Here is a 15,087-nt window from a genome sequence, read left to right as displayed (position 1 = left end):
ATCTGAATTAAAAAATGCCCCGAGTTCATCTCGGGGCATTTTTATTTGAATGGAAATTAAGAGGTTACTGTTGAGTGTCTAACGGGATTTGCCCTGTCGTTACTTGGTCGACATCAAACTCAGTCAGCTCTTCAATGTAGCTTTCAACCGCTTGCTCTACCACTTCATCGTTTTGCTTGAAGTAAGCGATATGGAAAATAGCATCGCCTTCATTCACAAGTGGCAGTGTTTGCTGGCCAATAACGATACCACCTTTCGGTGCGACTAGTTCAAGCTCATCGTGACCCAGAGGAGAGCTGATGTATGCTAGCGTTTCGCCTTCTTCTACCTTGTCTCCTAGGTTAACCACAGTACGCAAAATACCGTTACCGGATGCACGAACCCAGCTGGTGGATTTCGCGATAATTGGTTCAGGTAGTTTCTTACGGCTCGCACGTAGCATACCGATTGCTTGCATCACACGTTGAACGCCCAGTACACCTGCGCTGATGGATAGTGGGTCAAAGCGCAGAGCTTCACCCGCTTCATAGGTCAGTACTGGGATATCGCATTTCTCCGCTTCGCTACGCAGAGAACCGTCACGTAGAGCTGAGTCTACGATCACTGGTGTGGCAAATGCTTTTGCAATACGCAGTGTCTCAGGATTGCTCAAGTTCGCGCGGATCTGTGGCAGGTTAGTACGGTGAATCGCACCCGTGTGAAGATCCAAAATATAGTCACAACGCTTGGCGATGTTATTGAAGAAACCATGCGCCATACGTGATGCCAGTGCACCTTTTTCACTGCCTGGGAAGCAACGGTTTAGGTCACGGCGGTCTGGTAGGTAGCGCGATTTATGGATAAAGCCGAACACGTTCACGATAGGCACGGCAATCACGGTACCTTTCAGCTTTGCAGGATCCAATTGGTTGATCATCTGACGAACGATCTCTACGCCATTAAGCTCATCACCATGGATCGCGGCATTCACCATGAGTACAGGACCTTCTTGCTTACCGTGGATAATTTCCACAGGGATAGAAAGCGGTGAGTGCGTGTAAAGCTGCGCTGCTTCAAATTCAGTTTCTAATCGCTGCCCTGGTTGTACTTGATGCCCGAGTAGCTCAAATACTTTGCTTTTTTTACTTCTGGCCATAAACCATCTCTGTCAAATACGTTATCAACAATGTAACAACTGGTTCAAAATCACACTAATCATTCTTGTTGATGTGACGAAAAAAACATTTTGTTGATGTGAGTAATAAAGCGCCAGATGTACTTTGAATGTATTCCTTTTGAGGTTGTTTTTGTTTCGAATGAACTGGTTTTGATGCTGCTTTTTGTCATTATATTCACGGTATAAATGGCATTGTTTTAAATTTAATACATCAAATTTATTTGAAAAAAACTGACTTTTACCGGGCCTTTTTATCCGCTAATATCCCCGCCGAATTTTTGACCTAATACCATTTAACTAGAGGTTTTGATGAAAAAGGCGATTGCTAAAATTGGCGCACTAACTGCTGTTGCAGTTTCTCTTTCTGGCTGTGTAGGTAGTAACGCAGTAACGGGTTACGTGATGGGCTTTAACTTAAAAGCAGTAGATAACCGTTACGCTCGTGGTGGCCTAAACATGCTAATGGCGCCAGTTTACGGTGTTGCTATTGCGGCTGACTACATCGTGTTCAACTCACTAGAGTTCTGGACTGGTAAAAACCCACTAAACGGTAAACCACACATCTTTGATACCAAGATGGATACTTACATCGACGTAAACCACCAGCTAGACAAGTCTCTAACGACAGCGCCGATTGGTCCTCTAACAAACAACCGTGTTATCGAACAAGGCCAAATGCAGCAGCTTGACGAAAATACAGTTCAAATGGACATCACTTACAACAATGGTGAAAAAGCGACGCTAATGGGTGTTCGTGAAGGCGATTTCGTTACTTACTACATCGATGGTGAAGTGGTTGCTAAGACTTCTATGGATGAGCTAGCAGCCTACGCGCAAACTCGTGCATAATTTGCGAAGCGCTGATAATAAAAAGCTCGCAATAAAAAAGGGTGCCTCGGCACCCTTTTTCGTATCTGACTTGGATTACGCTTTTTCTGGAATCGCTTCCAGAAGTGCGACCATTTGATCCCAGAACAGTTGAACGGTATCAATCTTCACTTTCTCATCTGGAGAGTGAGGGAACTTGATGGTTGGACCGAAAGAAACCATATCCATGTTCGGGTAAGGTTCTTTGAACAGACCACATTCAAGACCTGCGTGAATAACCATGATGTTTGGTTTGTGACCGTAAATGCCTTCGTACATATCACGGAAGATAGCCATGATTTCAGAATCCGCATCTGGTTTCCAACCTGGGTAAGCACCAGAGAATTCGATTTGCGCATTCGCAAGTTCAGCGACTGACTCAAGCATACCTTCAACTTGACTACGACCAGAATCGATCAGTGAGCGAATTAGGCATAGAACCGTTACTTTGTTCTCTTCAGTTGTGATAACGCCAACGTTAAGGGACGTTTCAACCACGCCTTCAACTTCATCACTCATGCGCATCACGCCGTTTGGACAAGCGTTCAATGCTGCGATGAAACGTTGTTGGTCTGCAATTGCAAACACTTGTGCATCTGTTGACACTTCTTCATTGAAAGTCACGATGTCGGTTTCAACTTTACCAAGCTCAGTTTTTAGTAACTCAGTGTAGTAGTTGAACAGTTCTGCCAGCTTATCTTGATTCTCTGCTGGTAGAGCAACGGTAACGAAGGCTTCACGAGGGATCGCATTACGTAGACTACCACCACGGAACTCAACAAGACGAAGATCCAACTCTTGTGCGTGACCTGCTAGGAAACGGCCTACAAGCTTGTTCGCGTTGCCGCGGCCAGTGTGGATGTCACAACCAGAGTGACCACCTTTTAGGCCTTTCAGCGTTAGCTGACGAGTCACAAAACCTGCTGGGATTGCATCACGAGTAATGTCGAATGTCATTGCGCCGTCGATACCGCCAGCACAACCCATGTAAACTTCGCCTTCTTGCTCTGAATCCGTGTTTAGAAGGATGTCGCCTTCTAGCCAACCTTGCTCAAGACCAAATGCGCCAGTCATGCCTGCTTCTTCATCAATTGTCAGAAGCACTTCGATAGGGCCGTGTTTGATTTCTGTAGAGGCTAAAACCGCAAGGCAAGATGCCATGCCGATACCGTTGTCAGCGCCAAGTGTTGTACCTTTTGCTGTTACCCATTCACCATCAATGTATGGTCGGATTGGATCTTTAGTGAAGTCGTGGTCAGTGTCTTCGTTCTTTTGCGGCACCATATCGATGTGCGCTTGAAGAACGACGCCTTTTTTGTTTTCCATGCCTGGCGTTGCTGGTTTTTTTATGAACACGTTGCCAGTTGGATCGCGGCGTACGTCAAAACCTTGCTCTGTCGCCCAGCTTACGATGTATTGCGCTAGAGCTTCTTCATGCTTTGAAGGGTGAGGAATTGAACAAATCTTATCGAAAAACTGCCAAAGTGGAGCAGGTGATAAGGTACTGATTTCAGAATGGAATTCAGACACGGAAGACTCCTTTTGATGTGCTTTGCCAAATTTAAACCGTAAATATATTGAGTGTTTAGCAATAAATGCTAACTGGTCTTGGCTTTTGAATTGGCACCAAGCATACCACCAGATGAGAGAGGCGAGTAGTCGAGGGAGAAAGGAAATCACTATGAGCTGTCACAGATTCTGAACAGAGCAAAATACACCTATGCAATAAGGTTTATTTGATTGTAAGTATCTTAAATTTTTAATTCACAAAACTGTAATTAACTTACAGTTTTTGTTTGATGGAGATCAATTTAAATGAAAAGTGTGAGTTTAATCACTTTTATGCTTGTAATTAAATTTCTTGGTGGTATATTTGTAACCAGCTTCTGAGAGAAGAATGAAATGCTCAAAGGATGAGTCCGTTTTATCGCCTCCAAGGAACCGAGAAATCAACCAAATTTGACAGTATTAATTGATTTAGAAGGTGATATTTATGAAAGGTTTACCAAGTGCAATGTTCTGGAACAGCAAATCTGTTTACACCGGTAACTTTGTATACCCAACAAGCTTTGGTTACTAATTGAAGCCAACGCATGTGACTCGAACAAGTTTGTTCACCCCTATAAATTGGAATTTTTTTTCAGTGCATAGTGCTGACATGATTCACCGCCACTCAAATTGAGTGGCGTTTTTTTATCTGCTTTTCCTATCCTCGGCTATTTTATCGCCACCAAGCTTCCATTCTGGTATTGCTTATCTCACTTGTTTCGTTTTCAGACTAATTATTTGGGTATTGAGTGCCCGAAACCATGATTTTGCGTTTGAAAGTTTACAACATTGTTCAGTTTGCACTCATTGCATTTGACTGAACGTGAGCTTCTTAGTTCTTGTTTCGTAAGACCTAAAGCTTTTCTCTCTTGGAGGTGTTAGCGAATAGGTTTCATATCCGAAGAAAAAAATCCTATTAGAGTGAAAATTCTATCTGGAATTTGTTATTTGATAACTTTATAATCCGAGCCAATCGATTACGCAACCGTTTACTTTTTACCTTTACAGGATTCGATCATGCTCGAAAGGCTCTTTAAACTTAGTGAAAATGGCACCAATGTGCGCACTGAGATCATCGCAGGTGTTACAACCTTCCTAACCATGGCTTACATTATCTTTGTAAACCCAGCGATCCTTGCTGATACCGGTATGGATCGTGGTGCCGTTTTTGTTGCGACGTGTCTTGCGGCGGCTATTGGCTGTTTCATCATGGGCTTAGTAGCAAACTACCCAATCGCTCAGGCCCCTGGTATGGGTCTAAACGCGTTCTTCACATATTCAGTTGTGTTGGGCATGGGGTACACTTGGCAAGTGGCGCTAGCAGCAGTGTTCGTGTCCGGTTTGCTATTTATTTTACTGAGTATTTTCAAGATTCGTGAATGGATCATTAACTCTATTCCACTTTCTCTCCGCACTGGTATCTCTGCGGGTATCGGTCTTTTCCTTGCTTTCATCGCGCTGAAAAATGCAGGTATCGTAGTAGATAACCCAGCAACGCTAGTTTCAATGGGTAACATCACGTCACTACCGTCTGTGCTTGCGGCGGTTGGCTTCTTCATGACGATTGCATTGGTTCACCGTGGTGTTAAAGGTGCGGTCATGATCGCTATCCTAGGTGTGACGATTCTTGGTCTTATCTTTGGTGACGTTCAGTGGGGCGGCATCATGTCGACTCCACCAAGCATCGCACCAACCTTCATGCAGCTAGACTTCTCTGGTCTATTCGAAGTGGGCATGATCTCAGTTGTCTTTGCTTTCCTATTCGTTGACTTGTTTGATACGGCAGGCACGCTAGTTGGCGTTTCGCAAAAAGCAGGTTTGACGGACGAAAACGGTAACATTCCTCGCCTAAACAAAGCACTGCTAGCTGACTCAACAGCAACGTCAGTGGGTGCTCTACTAGGTACTTCAAACACGACTTCATACATTGAGAGTGTTTCTGGTGTGGCTGCAGGTGGTCGTACAGGTCTTACGGCAGTGGTTGTTGGCGTGCTGTTCCTCTTGGCTCTATTGTTCTCGCCACTAGCAGGAATGATCCCTGCGTACGCGACATCAGGCGCATTATTCTATGTTGCTATCCTAATGCTTTCTGGTCTTGTTGGTATCGACTGGCGTGACCTAACAGAAGCGGCTCCTGTTGTCGTAACGTGTTTGGTAATGCCGCTGACTTTCTCTATCGCAGAAGGTATCACGCTAGGCTTCATCGCTTATGCAGCGATCAAACTGTTCAGTGGTAAAGGTCGTGAAGTTTCGATGAGTGTGTGGGTGATGTCTGCAATCTTCATTGCGAAGTACATTCTTGGCTAACTTTAGCCAATGAAAGAAAAGCCAGTGTGGGCTGAGGGTTCACACTGGCTTTTTATTTGCGGATTTTTTGTGAGTAGGGTCTGTTGACCTTTTGAGCTGATTTTTGCAGCAGTTTGTGGGTTCTTTATACAAGGCAGAGGCTTTGAAATGTAGTTGCCCTACCTGATAAGCCGATAACGCAGTAGAGAGGAGCCACAAACGCTGCCCGCAGGGTTCGGCTAGGCGCCCCCGACTAAAAGCGTTTTACTCTTTGTTGAGAGAATTTTGCTTAGAATGCTAGGCTACAAACCTCTCGCCGCGATTAAAACGCTTTTATCTCGAACAAAATTTAACCGCAAAAGGTCAACAGCCCCTAGTTTCTACGCAAATTCATTCACTTCTCTATTTTGTGTTGTTCACCGAATTCGATTTTTCTGCGTAATAGGCGGAGAATTTTGATATCAGCGTTGGTATTAATGAAGTGTTTCGGTAGAATAATCGTTTGCGCAGCTTGAAACCCCCATTTCCTCTGGTGTGGAAAGTTTAGCTTGATGAGTCCATTTCAGCGCCATCAGCTAAGCAGAGGGGATGCATATTTTGAAATTATTAGGTTATTACAATGAGTAAAAAATTCATTATCACTTGGGATGCGATGCAGTCTTACTGCCGTGAACTGGCTGAGAAACAAATGCCAGCTGAGCAATGGAAAGGTATTTGGGCGGTAAGCCGTGGTGGTTTGGTTCCTGGAGCTATCTTGGCTCGTGAGTTAGGTATTCGTCACGTCGATACTATTTGTATCTCAAGCTACGATCACGATCACCAACGCGATATGACGGTAATTAAAGCACCTGAAGGTGACGGCGAAGGCTACCTAATCGTTGAAGACCTAGTAGACAGTGGCGATACAGCACGTAAACTTCGTGAAATGTACCCGAAAGCGAAACTGATTGCTGTATGTGCGAAGCCATCTGGTAAAGAGCTGCTTGATGACTACGTGGTAGATATCGCTCAAGACACTTGGATTGAGCAACCATGGGATATGTCTATCCAGTTCGTTGAGCCAGTAAACCGCAAGCAAAAGTAAGTTTGTGCCAAGAATATTGAGAAATGCCCCTTTATAGGGGCATTTTTTTTATTATTATTACGCTATTGCAACCAGCTTAGAGTTCTTCCTATGTCAGAAGACGTCAGTAAAAACCTCTCCGAAACTTTGTTTGTTAAACATAAACAAGCGAGAGAAACTTCCGCCCTTACTCAATATATGCCGACGAGCCAAAAGGTTCTTGATGAGAGAGAAGAGCGTGGTGAACGTGCTTGGTATCGTCATTTAAGACGTCTTCAATGGTCATGGCAGGGGCTATCACCAATCGAGATGGAAGGTGTGCTGTCTAAGATTGCATCATCGAATCATTCTCGTACGGAAGATAAATGGCTTGATACTGTCATGGGTTACCACAGTGGTAACTGGACATTTGAATGGATTAAGCTGGGCATGGAGCATCAACGCCGTGCGAATGAAATGCAAGGTGAAGAGGCCGCAGATGAGCTATTTACCGCATCACTGTGCTTTAGTATTGCTGGCTACCCGCATTTAAAGAACGACAACTTAGCCATTCAAGCGCAAGTATTGGCGAATAAAGCCTACACCGAAGGTTCAGAGAAAACTAAATATGTCGTTAAGCAGATCGAAGTGCCTTACCAGAAGCGTAAGATCATCGCGAATCTGCATCTTCCTCGTACTGATAAGCAACTCCCCGTTGTGATGGTCAGTGCGGGCTTAGATAGCCTGCAAACGGACATGTGGCGTTTGTTCCGCAATCATCTAGCACCAAAAGACATCGCGATGTTGACTATCGATATGCCGTCTGTTGGCCACAGTTCTCATTGGCCATTAACGGAAGACTCTAGCTGTCTACACCAAGCGGTTTTAAATGAGCTCTATTCTCTGCCGTGGGTTGATCATCACAAAGTCGGCTTGATTGGTTTCCGCTTTGGTGGCAATGCCATGATTCGCCTTTCGTTTGTTGAGCAAGAGAAGATCAAAGCGTGTGTCGCATTGGGTGCGCCGGTACACGATCTGTTTACCTCTCCTAAAAAGTTGCAGCAAATGCCGAAGATGTACCTCGATTTACTCGCTTCACGCTTGGGCAAGCACGCGGTCGATATTAACAGCATGGCCGGCCAGATGATGGCATGGTCACTCAAGGTGCAAGGTTTTCTCAGCAGTCGTAAGACTAAGGTTCCTATTTTGGCGTTGAGCCTAGAGGGAGATCCGGTTTCGCCTCACAGTGATAACCAGCTTGTTGCGCTGTTTAGCCAGTATGGGCAGGCAAAGAAAATCAGTTCCAAAACGATTACAAAAGGGTATGAGCAATCCCTCGATTTAGCCATAAAGTGGTTGGAAGACGAATTATTAAGATGACAAATCTTCTAATTTAGTTAAGAGTGATATATGTGAGCAAAAAATAAGCTCATGATAATTAAAAATAATAATCATTCTTGGGTAACTAAATATCCTTACTATGGAAACGGAGATTCTTATGTCAGAGACGACTCAAGGACCGACTCACTTTCGCTTGATGTCAAAGTTGAAGGCGATAGGCCCCTACTTGCGCGAACCACAGTCACAACAAGGCCATTACTATTTTGACTGTTTATCAGTCTGTGTAGACGATAAAAAATCCCCAGAGAAACGGGAATTTTGGGGATGGTGGATGGAATTGGAATCCGTCGACGGAGGCTTTACCGCCAAATACCACATTGGCAAATACAATAAAGACGGAGATTGGACTTCTGAATCATTGCCAAATAAGGTAACTGAAGAAGTGTATCTTACCCAAAGCACCTTCCATCAGAAACTGATTGAAACCGTGGCGGAGCACTTCAAGTTAGAAGTGGAATATCATACAGAATCGTTTGATTTCGCCTAATTTGGCTGCTTTCTTCCTCTATAAGACAAAAAGGTGCGTTTTCGCACCTTTTCTGCTTGTTAAATCCCCATTTGATTGCTAAAACATCCACTCTTTATTTGTTTTTCATTTCAGAAGACATCATGACAACGAATCAACAGAATGCAGTTGTTTCACAACCACAGACCGTCGTTGTGAAACTGGGTACAAGTGTGCTAACAGGCGGCACTTTGGCGTTAGACCGTGCTCACATGGTAGAGCTGGCTCGTCAATGTGCGGAGCTAAAAAAACAAGGCCATTCAGTCGTAATGGTTTCGTCTGGTGCTATTGCAGCAGGCCGTGAGCATCTTGGATACCCCGCACTGCCCAACGCGATGGCGAGTAAACAGTTACTTGCCGCAGTGGGCCAGAGCCGTTTGATTCAAACATGGGAGTCTCTGTTTGGTATTTACGGTATTAAAATTGGTCAAATGCTGCTGACTCGCGCGGATTTGGATGATCGCGAGCGTTTCCTTAACGCGCGTGACACCATTAACGCATTGGTAGCAAACGACATTATCCCTATCGTGAACGAAAACGACGCAGTAGCGACGAACGAAATCAAAGTGGGTGACAACGATAACTTGTCTGCTTTGGTGGGGATTTTATGTGGTGCAGACAAGTTACTGCTCTTGACTGACCAAAAAGGTTTGTTTACTGCAGACCCACGTAAAGACCCTAATGCCGAGCTAATTAAAGAAGTGAAAACGATTGATGACACTTTGCGTAAAATTGCTGGTGGCAGTGGAACCACGCTAGGTACTGGCGGTATGGCAACCAAACTTCAAGCGGCAGATATCGCGCGTCGTGCGGGTATTGAAGTGATTATCGCAGCGGGTAGCGCGCCAAATGTTATCTTTGACTCATTGAGTTCAGAGCCACAAGGCACGCGTTTCCTGCCTTGCTCTGAAGCATTAGAAAATCGCAAACGCTGGATTTTAGCGGGACCAGCTGCCGCAGGTGATATTTTTATTGATGATGGTGCTGTAAATGCCGTTGTGGGTAAGGGTAGTAGCCTACTCGCGAAAGGTGTTATCAAAGTAAGTGGTGATTTTGCTCGTGGTGAGGTAACACGTGTGACGAATTCACACGGTAAACTGGTTGCTCGTGGTATCAGCGCCTACTCAAGTGAAGACCTAGCAAAAATTGCTGGTAAGCACAGTAAAGATATCATCTCTATTTTGGGTCATGACTACGGCTCAGAAGTGATTCATCGCGATGATCTTGTCGTCATTCAAGAATAGAAATTGAGGGAAGCAAAGTGGATTTAACGAATATGGGTAAAGCTGCTAAAGATGCAGCTTTCGAATTGGCGACAGCGTCAACCGCACAAAAGAACCAAGCACTAGCCATCATTGCCGATGAGCTAGAAGCTAACGCAGCAACCATTCTGGCAGCAAACGCAAAAGACATTGAGTTAGGTCGTGAAGCGGGTCTAACAGACGCACTACTCGATCGTCTGCTACTGAACGAAGAGCGACTAACTGGCATTGCTAATGACGTTCGTAATGTGATCAGCCTAAACGATCCTGTGGGCAGCGAGATCGACAGCAAAGTGCTAGAAAACGGCATGTCACTGTCTCGCCGCCGCGTACCACTTGGTGTGGTTGGTGTGATTTACGAAGCACGTCCGAATGTAACCATAGATATTGCGGCATTGTGTCTAAAAACGGGCAACGCAAGCATTCTGCGCGGTGGTAAAGAGACGTTTTTCTCTAACATGGAGTTGGTGAAGGTTATTCAATCGGCACTTGCGAAAGCGAACTTGCCAGCGGCTTCGGTTCAGTACATTGAAAAGCCAGATCGTGAACTTGTTTCTCAGCTGCTTAAGTTAGATGACTACGTAGACATGATCATTCCACGTGGTGGTGCGGGTTTACACAAAATGTGCAAAGAGAACAGCACCATTCCAGTGATCATTGGTGGTTTTGGTATCAGCCACATTTTTGTTGATGAATCAGCAGAGCTAGAAAAATCACTCAACGTTGTTGAAAACTCAAAAGTTCAGCGTCCATCAGCATGTAACTCGCTCGATACTTTGCTAGTCCACGAAAAAGTGGCAGAGCAATTCTTATCGATGATTGTTGAGCGCATGAATGACAAAGTAACCTTCGTTGCAGAGCCAAAAGCAAAAGCGCTAATGACACAAGCGAAACAAATTCGTGATGCAGCGGAAGGTGACTTTGATACGGAATGGCTAAGCTACACACTTGGCGTGAAAGTGGTTGCAGACGTGAAAGAAGCGATTGACCACATGCGTGTTCATAACGCGAGCCACTCTGATGCGATCATGACCAACAGCTTGGTGAACTCTGAATTGTTCATCAATTCTGTCGGCTCTGCTGCGGTTTACGTAAACGCAGCAACACGCTTCACTGACGGTGCTCAGTTTGGTCTTGGTGCGGAAGTTGCGGTATCCACTCAGAAACTGCACGCACGTGGCCCAATGGGTTTGGAAGAGCTAACCAGCTACAAATGGGTTGGTAAAGCAAACTACCTAGCACGCAGTTAACAGAAACCGTCTGATATTGATTGAAAAAGGGGCAGGAATGCCCCTTTTTGTTTTCTCTAACATAGCAATTCCGCTACACTAGTCTTGCTTTTGGGACGACCCCAATCGCACGCTATTTGGAGGTGATATGCATTGTCCTTTTTGTTCCGAGAACGATACAAAAGTAATTGATTCCCGCTTAGTTGCTGACGGCCATCAGGTTCGTCGTCGTCGCCAGTGTCTTGCATGTAGCGAGCGTTTTACTACGTTTGAAACTGCGGAATTGGTGATGCCTAAAGTAATTAAGTCTAACGGCAACCGCGAACCGTTTGATGAAGATAAAATGGTCGGTGGTATTCAACGCGCTTTAGAAAAACGCCCAGTAAGCGCTGACGCTATCGAGCTTGCTATCAGCATGATTAAGTCACAACTGCGTGCTACTGGCGAACGAGAAGTACCAAGCGAGATGATTGGTAACCTTGTTATGGACCAATTGAAAGAGCTTGATAAAGTCGCTTACATCCGTTTCGCATCGGTTTACCGCAGCTTTGAAGACATCCGTGAATTTGGCGAAGAAATTGCTCGCCTAGAAGACTGATTGAATCATGGCTCAACAAAACTCTTCTTCAGTATTTACCTCTCAAGATTTTGAAATGATGTCGCGTGCGCTCAAGTTAGCGAAACGCGGTATTTATACTACGGCTCCGAATCCTAACGTAGGCTGCGTTATTGTCCGTGACGGCGAGATTGTTGGTGAAGGTCATCATCACCGTGCAGGCGAGCCTCATGCCGAAGTCCACGCGATGCGTATGGCGGGTGATAAAGCCGAAGGGGCGACCGCATACGTCACGTTAGAACCTTGCTCCCATTTTGGTCGCACACCGCCGTGTGCTGAAGGGCTAATCAAAGCTAAAGTCGCTCGCGTTATCTGTGCGATGGAAGATCCCAACCCGAAAGTCGCCGGGCGCGGTTTTCAAATGCTGCGTGATGCTGGGGTAGAAGTTCAAGTCGGCTTGCTAGAAAGCGAAGCCATTGATCTGAACAAAGGGTTTATCAAGTTCATGCAAACGGGCATGCCTTATGTTCAGTTGAAGATGGCTGCCAGCCTCGATGGGCAAAGTGCACTTAATAATGGCCAAAGCCAATGGATCACCTCCCCAAAGGCTCGCCAAGATGTGCAGCGTTATCGCGCATTAAGTGGTGGGATTCTCTCAACCAGCAAAACCGTGATTGATGACAATGCGTCATTGAACGTACGTTGGGATGACCTGCCGTGCAGCGTACAAACTCAATATTCACAAGATGAAGTCCGTCAGCCACCTCGTGTGATTTTGGATCGCCAGTCTCAACTTAACGATGATCTAAAACTATTCAATACTGATGGTGAGCGTATTATTGTCAGCCAAGGTGGCGATATGGCACCTGAACTGGATGAAAACGGCCAAATTGACTTAGCCACGACATTAAAAGCTGTGGCGAGCGAATATCATATCAATCACTTGTGGGTAGAAGCAGGAGCAACGCTCGCGAGTTCGTTAATCAAAGCTAACCTTGTAGATGAGCTAATTGTTTACCTCGCGCCTAAATTGATGGGCAGTGATGGACGAGGTTTGATTGGTGCACTTGGTTTAACTGAGATGGCACAAGTTATCGATTTAACTATTACTGACGTTCGAATGGTCGGGGTGGATATTCGCATTACCGCAACCATCAAACGCAACCAAAGCTAGAAAGAAGCATTATGTTTACAGGAATTGTAGAAGCAGTAGGCAAACTCACTGCCATTACGCCAAAAGGCGAAGACATTACCGTAACGGTAGAAGTAGGCAAGTTGGATATGTCTGACGTTAAGTTAGGCGATAGTATCGCGACCAATGGTGTGTGCTTGACGGTCGTTGACTTTGGCAGCAACTACTACAGCGCTGACTTGTCTTTGGAAACGCTGAACAAAACTGGTTTTGCCGCGTACCAAGTCGGCGATAAAGTGAACCTAGAAAAAGCCATGCTACCGACCACTCGTTTTGGTGGGCATATTGTGTCTGGTCACGTTGATGGCGTGGGTGTGATTGTCGAGCGTAACCAAGTGGGTCGTGCTATTGAGTTTTGGGTCGAGATGCCTGCGGAGATCGGTAAGTACGTGGCAGAAAAAGGCTCTATCACAGTTGATGGCATTAGTCTGACTGTCAACGATCTACGTAAGAATGGTTTTAAATTGACAATTGTTCCTCATACCAGTGAAGAAACCACGATTGATCAGTTCCAAGTGGGACGCAAAGTGAACCTAGAAGTGGACGTATTGGCTCGCTACATGGAACGCTTACTGCAAGGTCAAAAAGAAGAGTCGCAAGAATCACGCATTACGATGGAATTCTTACAACTGAATGGTTTTGCCTAAGCGAAACCGACCATAATCACAGAACGTTATCAGGTTAATTGACTTAATAAAGGTTGGCTTCAAACTGCTTTGCTGACTAAGCCAGTAGACGTAACTAAACGAAACGTTAAATGCATTGCTGCTGCAATAATGAATTTTTGAATAACGGGAAACAGAATATGCCTATCAGCACGCCTCAAGAAATTATTGATGACATCCGCGCGGGCAAAATGGTCATCCTGATGGATGATGAAGACCGCGAGAATGAAGGTGATTTGATCATGGCTGCCGAGCACATTACGCCGGAAGCCATCAACTTTATGGCTACGCATGGTCGTGGCTTGATCTGTCTAACCATGACAAAAACACGTTGTGAAAATCTTGGACTTCCACCAATGGTGCAAGACAACAACGCGCAATACACCACCAACTTTACCGTTTCTATTGAAGCCGCTGAAGGTGTAACAACTGGTATTTCAGCTGCTGACCGTGCTCGCACTGTGCAAGCTGCCGTGGCGTCAAATGCGAAAGCGGCTGACTTAGTACAACCAGGTCATATCTTCCCTCTTGCAGCACAAGATGGTGGCGTTCTAACTCGCGCTGGTCATACTGAAGCTGGTTGCGATTTGGCCCGTCTGGCTGGTCTTGAGCCTGCTTCAGTTATTGTTGAGATTTTAAACGACGATGGCACGATGGCTCGTCGTCCAGATCTTGAAGTATTTGCTGAAAAGCACGGTTTGAAACTTGGTACCATTGCGGATCTTATTGAGTACCGCAACAACACTGAAACAACCATTGAGCGCGTTGCTGAGTGTGCACTACCAACCGAGTTCGGTGAGTTCACGCTTGTGACGTACAAAGACACCATTGATAACCAAGTGCACTATGCAATGTGCAAAGGTGACCTTAGTTCTGAAGCGCCATTAGTTCGTGTGCACCTACAAGATGTATTTACTGATGTGCTTCGTAGTGACCGTAACGCAGAACGCAGCTGGACACTTGAGAAAGCGATGAAGCGTATCGGTGAAGAGGGCGGCGTGCTGGTTGTTCTTGGCAACGAAGAGTCAACCGATCTACTTATTCATCGCGTTAAGATGTTCGAAGCGCAAGATAAAGGTGAAGCACCGACGCTTGCGAAGAAACAAGGCACGTCTCGTCGTGTTGGTGTTGGCTCGCAAATTCTTGCTGACTTAGGTGTGCATGATATGCGCCTACTTTCTTCGACCAACAAAAAGTACCACGCACTGGGTGGTTTTGGCCTGAACGTTGTTGAGTACGTCTGCGAATAACAACTGACCGACAAGTTCCTAGTCTTGCGTGTACTTATCATCGTTATGGCTAGGAACTCGTGACTGGTATCCAATTTCCATTAGATATTGCTCACAAAATTGTGCTAGAATCCGGCGATTCTCACTTG

Annotated in this window: 13 protein-coding genes; 11 read left to right on the top strand and 2 right to left on the bottom strand. The window is 45.4% G+C overall.

The features are described from left to right. Window positions 1-64: 64 nt before the first annotated feature. A complete protein-coding gene (locus BSZ04_RS20420) occupies window positions 65-1,135 on the bottom strand; it encodes a succinylglutamate desuccinylase/aspartoacylase family protein (protein ID WP_010446288.1) in 1,071 nt (356 codons plus the stop codon). Window positions 1,136-1,465: 330 nt separating this feature from the next. Here BSZ04_RS20420 and BSZ04_RS20415 point away from each other — a divergent pair, with 330 nt between their 5' ends. After that, on the top strand, window positions 1,466-2,005 hold the full coding sequence (locus tag BSZ04_RS20415) for a DUF3332 domain-containing protein (protein WP_010446291.1): 540 nt from the start codon (window positions 1,466-1,468) through the stop codon (window positions 2,003-2,005). Between the two features lie 75 nt (window positions 2,006-2,080). Here BSZ04_RS20415 and BSZ04_RS20410 read toward each other — a convergent pair whose 3' ends face one another. After that, window positions 2,081-3,553 (bottom strand): aminoacyl-histidine dipeptidase, encoded by a 1,473-nt coding sequence (locus BSZ04_RS20410; RefSeq protein ID WP_038886296.1) that lies wholly within the window; start codon window positions 3,551-3,553, stop codon window positions 2,081-2,083. A 1,035-nt stretch (window positions 3,554-4,588) separates the two neighbouring features. Between BSZ04_RS20410 and BSZ04_RS20405 the strand changes: the two genes are divergently transcribed. The 10 genes from BSZ04_RS20405 (at window position 4,589) to ribBA (ending at window position 14,959) form a co-directional block, all read left to right on the top strand. After that, window positions 4,589-5,878: an NCS2 family permease gene (locus tag BSZ04_RS20405; RefSeq protein WP_088881257.1), complete on the top strand. Its 1,290-nt coding sequence runs from the start codon at window positions 4,589-4,591 to the stop codon at window positions 5,876-5,878. A gap of 598 nt (window positions 5,879-6,476) precedes the next feature. Further along, window positions 6,477-6,941, top strand: coding sequence for a xanthine phosphoribosyltransferase Tet(34) (gpt, locus tag BSZ04_RS20400; protein WP_038886920.1), 465 nt, complete (start codon window positions 6,477-6,479; stop codon window positions 6,939-6,941). 90 nt (window positions 6,942-7,031) lie between these two features. Continuing rightward, window positions 7,032-8,279: an esterase FrsA gene (frsA, locus tag BSZ04_RS20395; protein ID WP_071235999.1), complete on the top strand. Its 1,248-nt coding sequence runs from the start codon at window positions 7,032-7,034 to the stop codon at window positions 8,277-8,279. A gap of 118 nt (window positions 8,280-8,397) precedes the next feature. Further along, window positions 8,398-8,787, top strand: coding sequence for a sigma factor-binding protein Crl (gene crl, locus BSZ04_RS20390; protein WP_038886918.1), 390 nt, complete (start codon window positions 8,398-8,400; stop codon window positions 8,785-8,787). 122 nt (window positions 8,788-8,909) lie between these two features. Then, on the top strand, window positions 8,910-10,049 hold the full coding sequence (proB, locus tag BSZ04_RS20385) for a glutamate 5-kinase (protein ID WP_010446316.1): 1,140 nt from the start codon (window positions 8,910-8,912) through the stop codon (window positions 10,047-10,049). Between the two features lie 17 nt (window positions 10,050-10,066). Further along, on the top strand, window positions 10,067-11,317 hold the full coding sequence (locus BSZ04_RS20380; RefSeq protein ID WP_088881256.1) for a glutamate-5-semialdehyde dehydrogenase: 1,251 nt from the start codon (window positions 10,067-10,069) through the stop codon (window positions 11,315-11,317). A 127-nt stretch (window positions 11,318-11,444) separates the two neighbouring features. Continuing rightward, window positions 11,445-11,894, top strand: a complete 450-nt coding sequence (nrdR, locus tag BSZ04_RS20375) for a transcriptional regulator NrdR (RefSeq protein WP_010446320.1) — start codon at window positions 11,445-11,447, stop codon at window positions 11,892-11,894. Window positions 11,895-11,901: 7 nt separating this feature from the next. Then, window positions 11,902-13,026, top strand: coding sequence for a bifunctional diaminohydroxyphosphoribosylaminopyrimidine deaminase/5-amino-6-(5-phosphoribosylamino)uracil reductase RibD (gene ribD, locus BSZ04_RS20370; protein ID WP_088881255.1), 1,125 nt, complete (start codon window positions 11,902-11,904; stop codon window positions 13,024-13,026). Between the two features lie 11 nt (window positions 13,027-13,037). Beyond that, window positions 13,038-13,691, top strand: coding sequence for a riboflavin synthase (locus tag BSZ04_RS20365; protein ID WP_088881254.1), 654 nt, complete (start codon window positions 13,038-13,040; stop codon window positions 13,689-13,691). A 158-nt stretch (window positions 13,692-13,849) separates the two neighbouring features. Beyond that, complete coding sequence (gene ribBA, locus BSZ04_RS20360; RefSeq protein ID WP_010446326.1) at window positions 13,850-14,959, top strand: bifunctional 3,4-dihydroxy-2-butanone-4-phosphate synthase/GTP cyclohydrolase II; 1,110 nt, start codon at window positions 13,850-13,852, stop codon at window positions 14,957-14,959. Window positions 14,960-15,087 lie beyond the last annotated feature (128 nt).

This window comes from Vibrio rotiferianus, assembly GCF_002214395.1.
In the GTDB taxonomy this organism is placed as follows: domain Bacteria; phylum Pseudomonadota; class Gammaproteobacteria; order Enterobacterales; family Vibrionaceae; genus Vibrio; species Vibrio rotiferianus.
Note: the sequence above shows the minus strand (reverse complement) of the source record. Positions and strands in the feature narration are given on the sequence as shown.

What these genes read in the sequence shown, in the direction of transcription:
- BSZ04_RS20405 (WP_088881257.1), top strand. Translation starts at nt 4,589, where the DNA reads ATGCTCGAAAGGCTCTTTAAACTTAGTGAAAATGGCACCAATGTGCGC.
- ribBA (WP_010446326.1), top strand. Translation starts at nt 13,850, where the DNA reads ATGCCTATCAGCACGCCTCAAGAAATTATTGATGACATCCGCGCGGGC.
- BSZ04_RS20415 (WP_010446291.1), top strand. Translation starts at nt 1,466, where the DNA reads ATGAAAAAGGCGATTGCTAAAATTGGCGCACTAACTGCTGTTGCAGTT.
- ribD (WP_088881255.1), top strand. Translation starts at nt 11,902, where the DNA reads ATGGCTCAACAAAACTCTTCTTCAGTATTTACCTCTCAAGATTTTGAA.
- nrdR (WP_010446320.1), top strand. Translation starts at nt 11,445, where the DNA reads ATGCATTGTCCTTTTTGTTCCGAGAACGATACAAAAGTAATTGATTCC.
- crl (WP_038886918.1), top strand. Translation starts at nt 8,398, where the DNA reads ATGTCAGAGACGACTCAAGGACCGACTCACTTTCGCTTGATGTCAAAG.
- BSZ04_RS20365 (WP_088881254.1), top strand. Translation starts at nt 13,038, where the DNA reads ATGTTTACAGGAATTGTAGAAGCAGTAGGCAAACTCACTGCCATTACG.
- BSZ04_RS20420 (WP_010446288.1), bottom strand. Translation starts at nt 1,135, where the DNA reads ATGGCCAGAAGTAAAAAAAGCAAAGTATTTGAGCTACTCGGGCATCAA.
- proB (WP_010446316.1), top strand. Translation starts at nt 8,910, where the DNA reads ATGACAACGAATCAACAGAATGCAGTTGTTTCACAACCACAGACCGTC.
- frsA (WP_071235999.1), top strand. Translation starts at nt 7,032, where the DNA reads ATGTCAGAAGACGTCAGTAAAAACCTCTCCGAAACTTTGTTTGTTAAA.
- gpt (WP_038886920.1), top strand. Translation starts at nt 6,477, where the DNA reads ATGAGTAAAAAATTCATTATCACTTGGGATGCGATGCAGTCTTACTGC.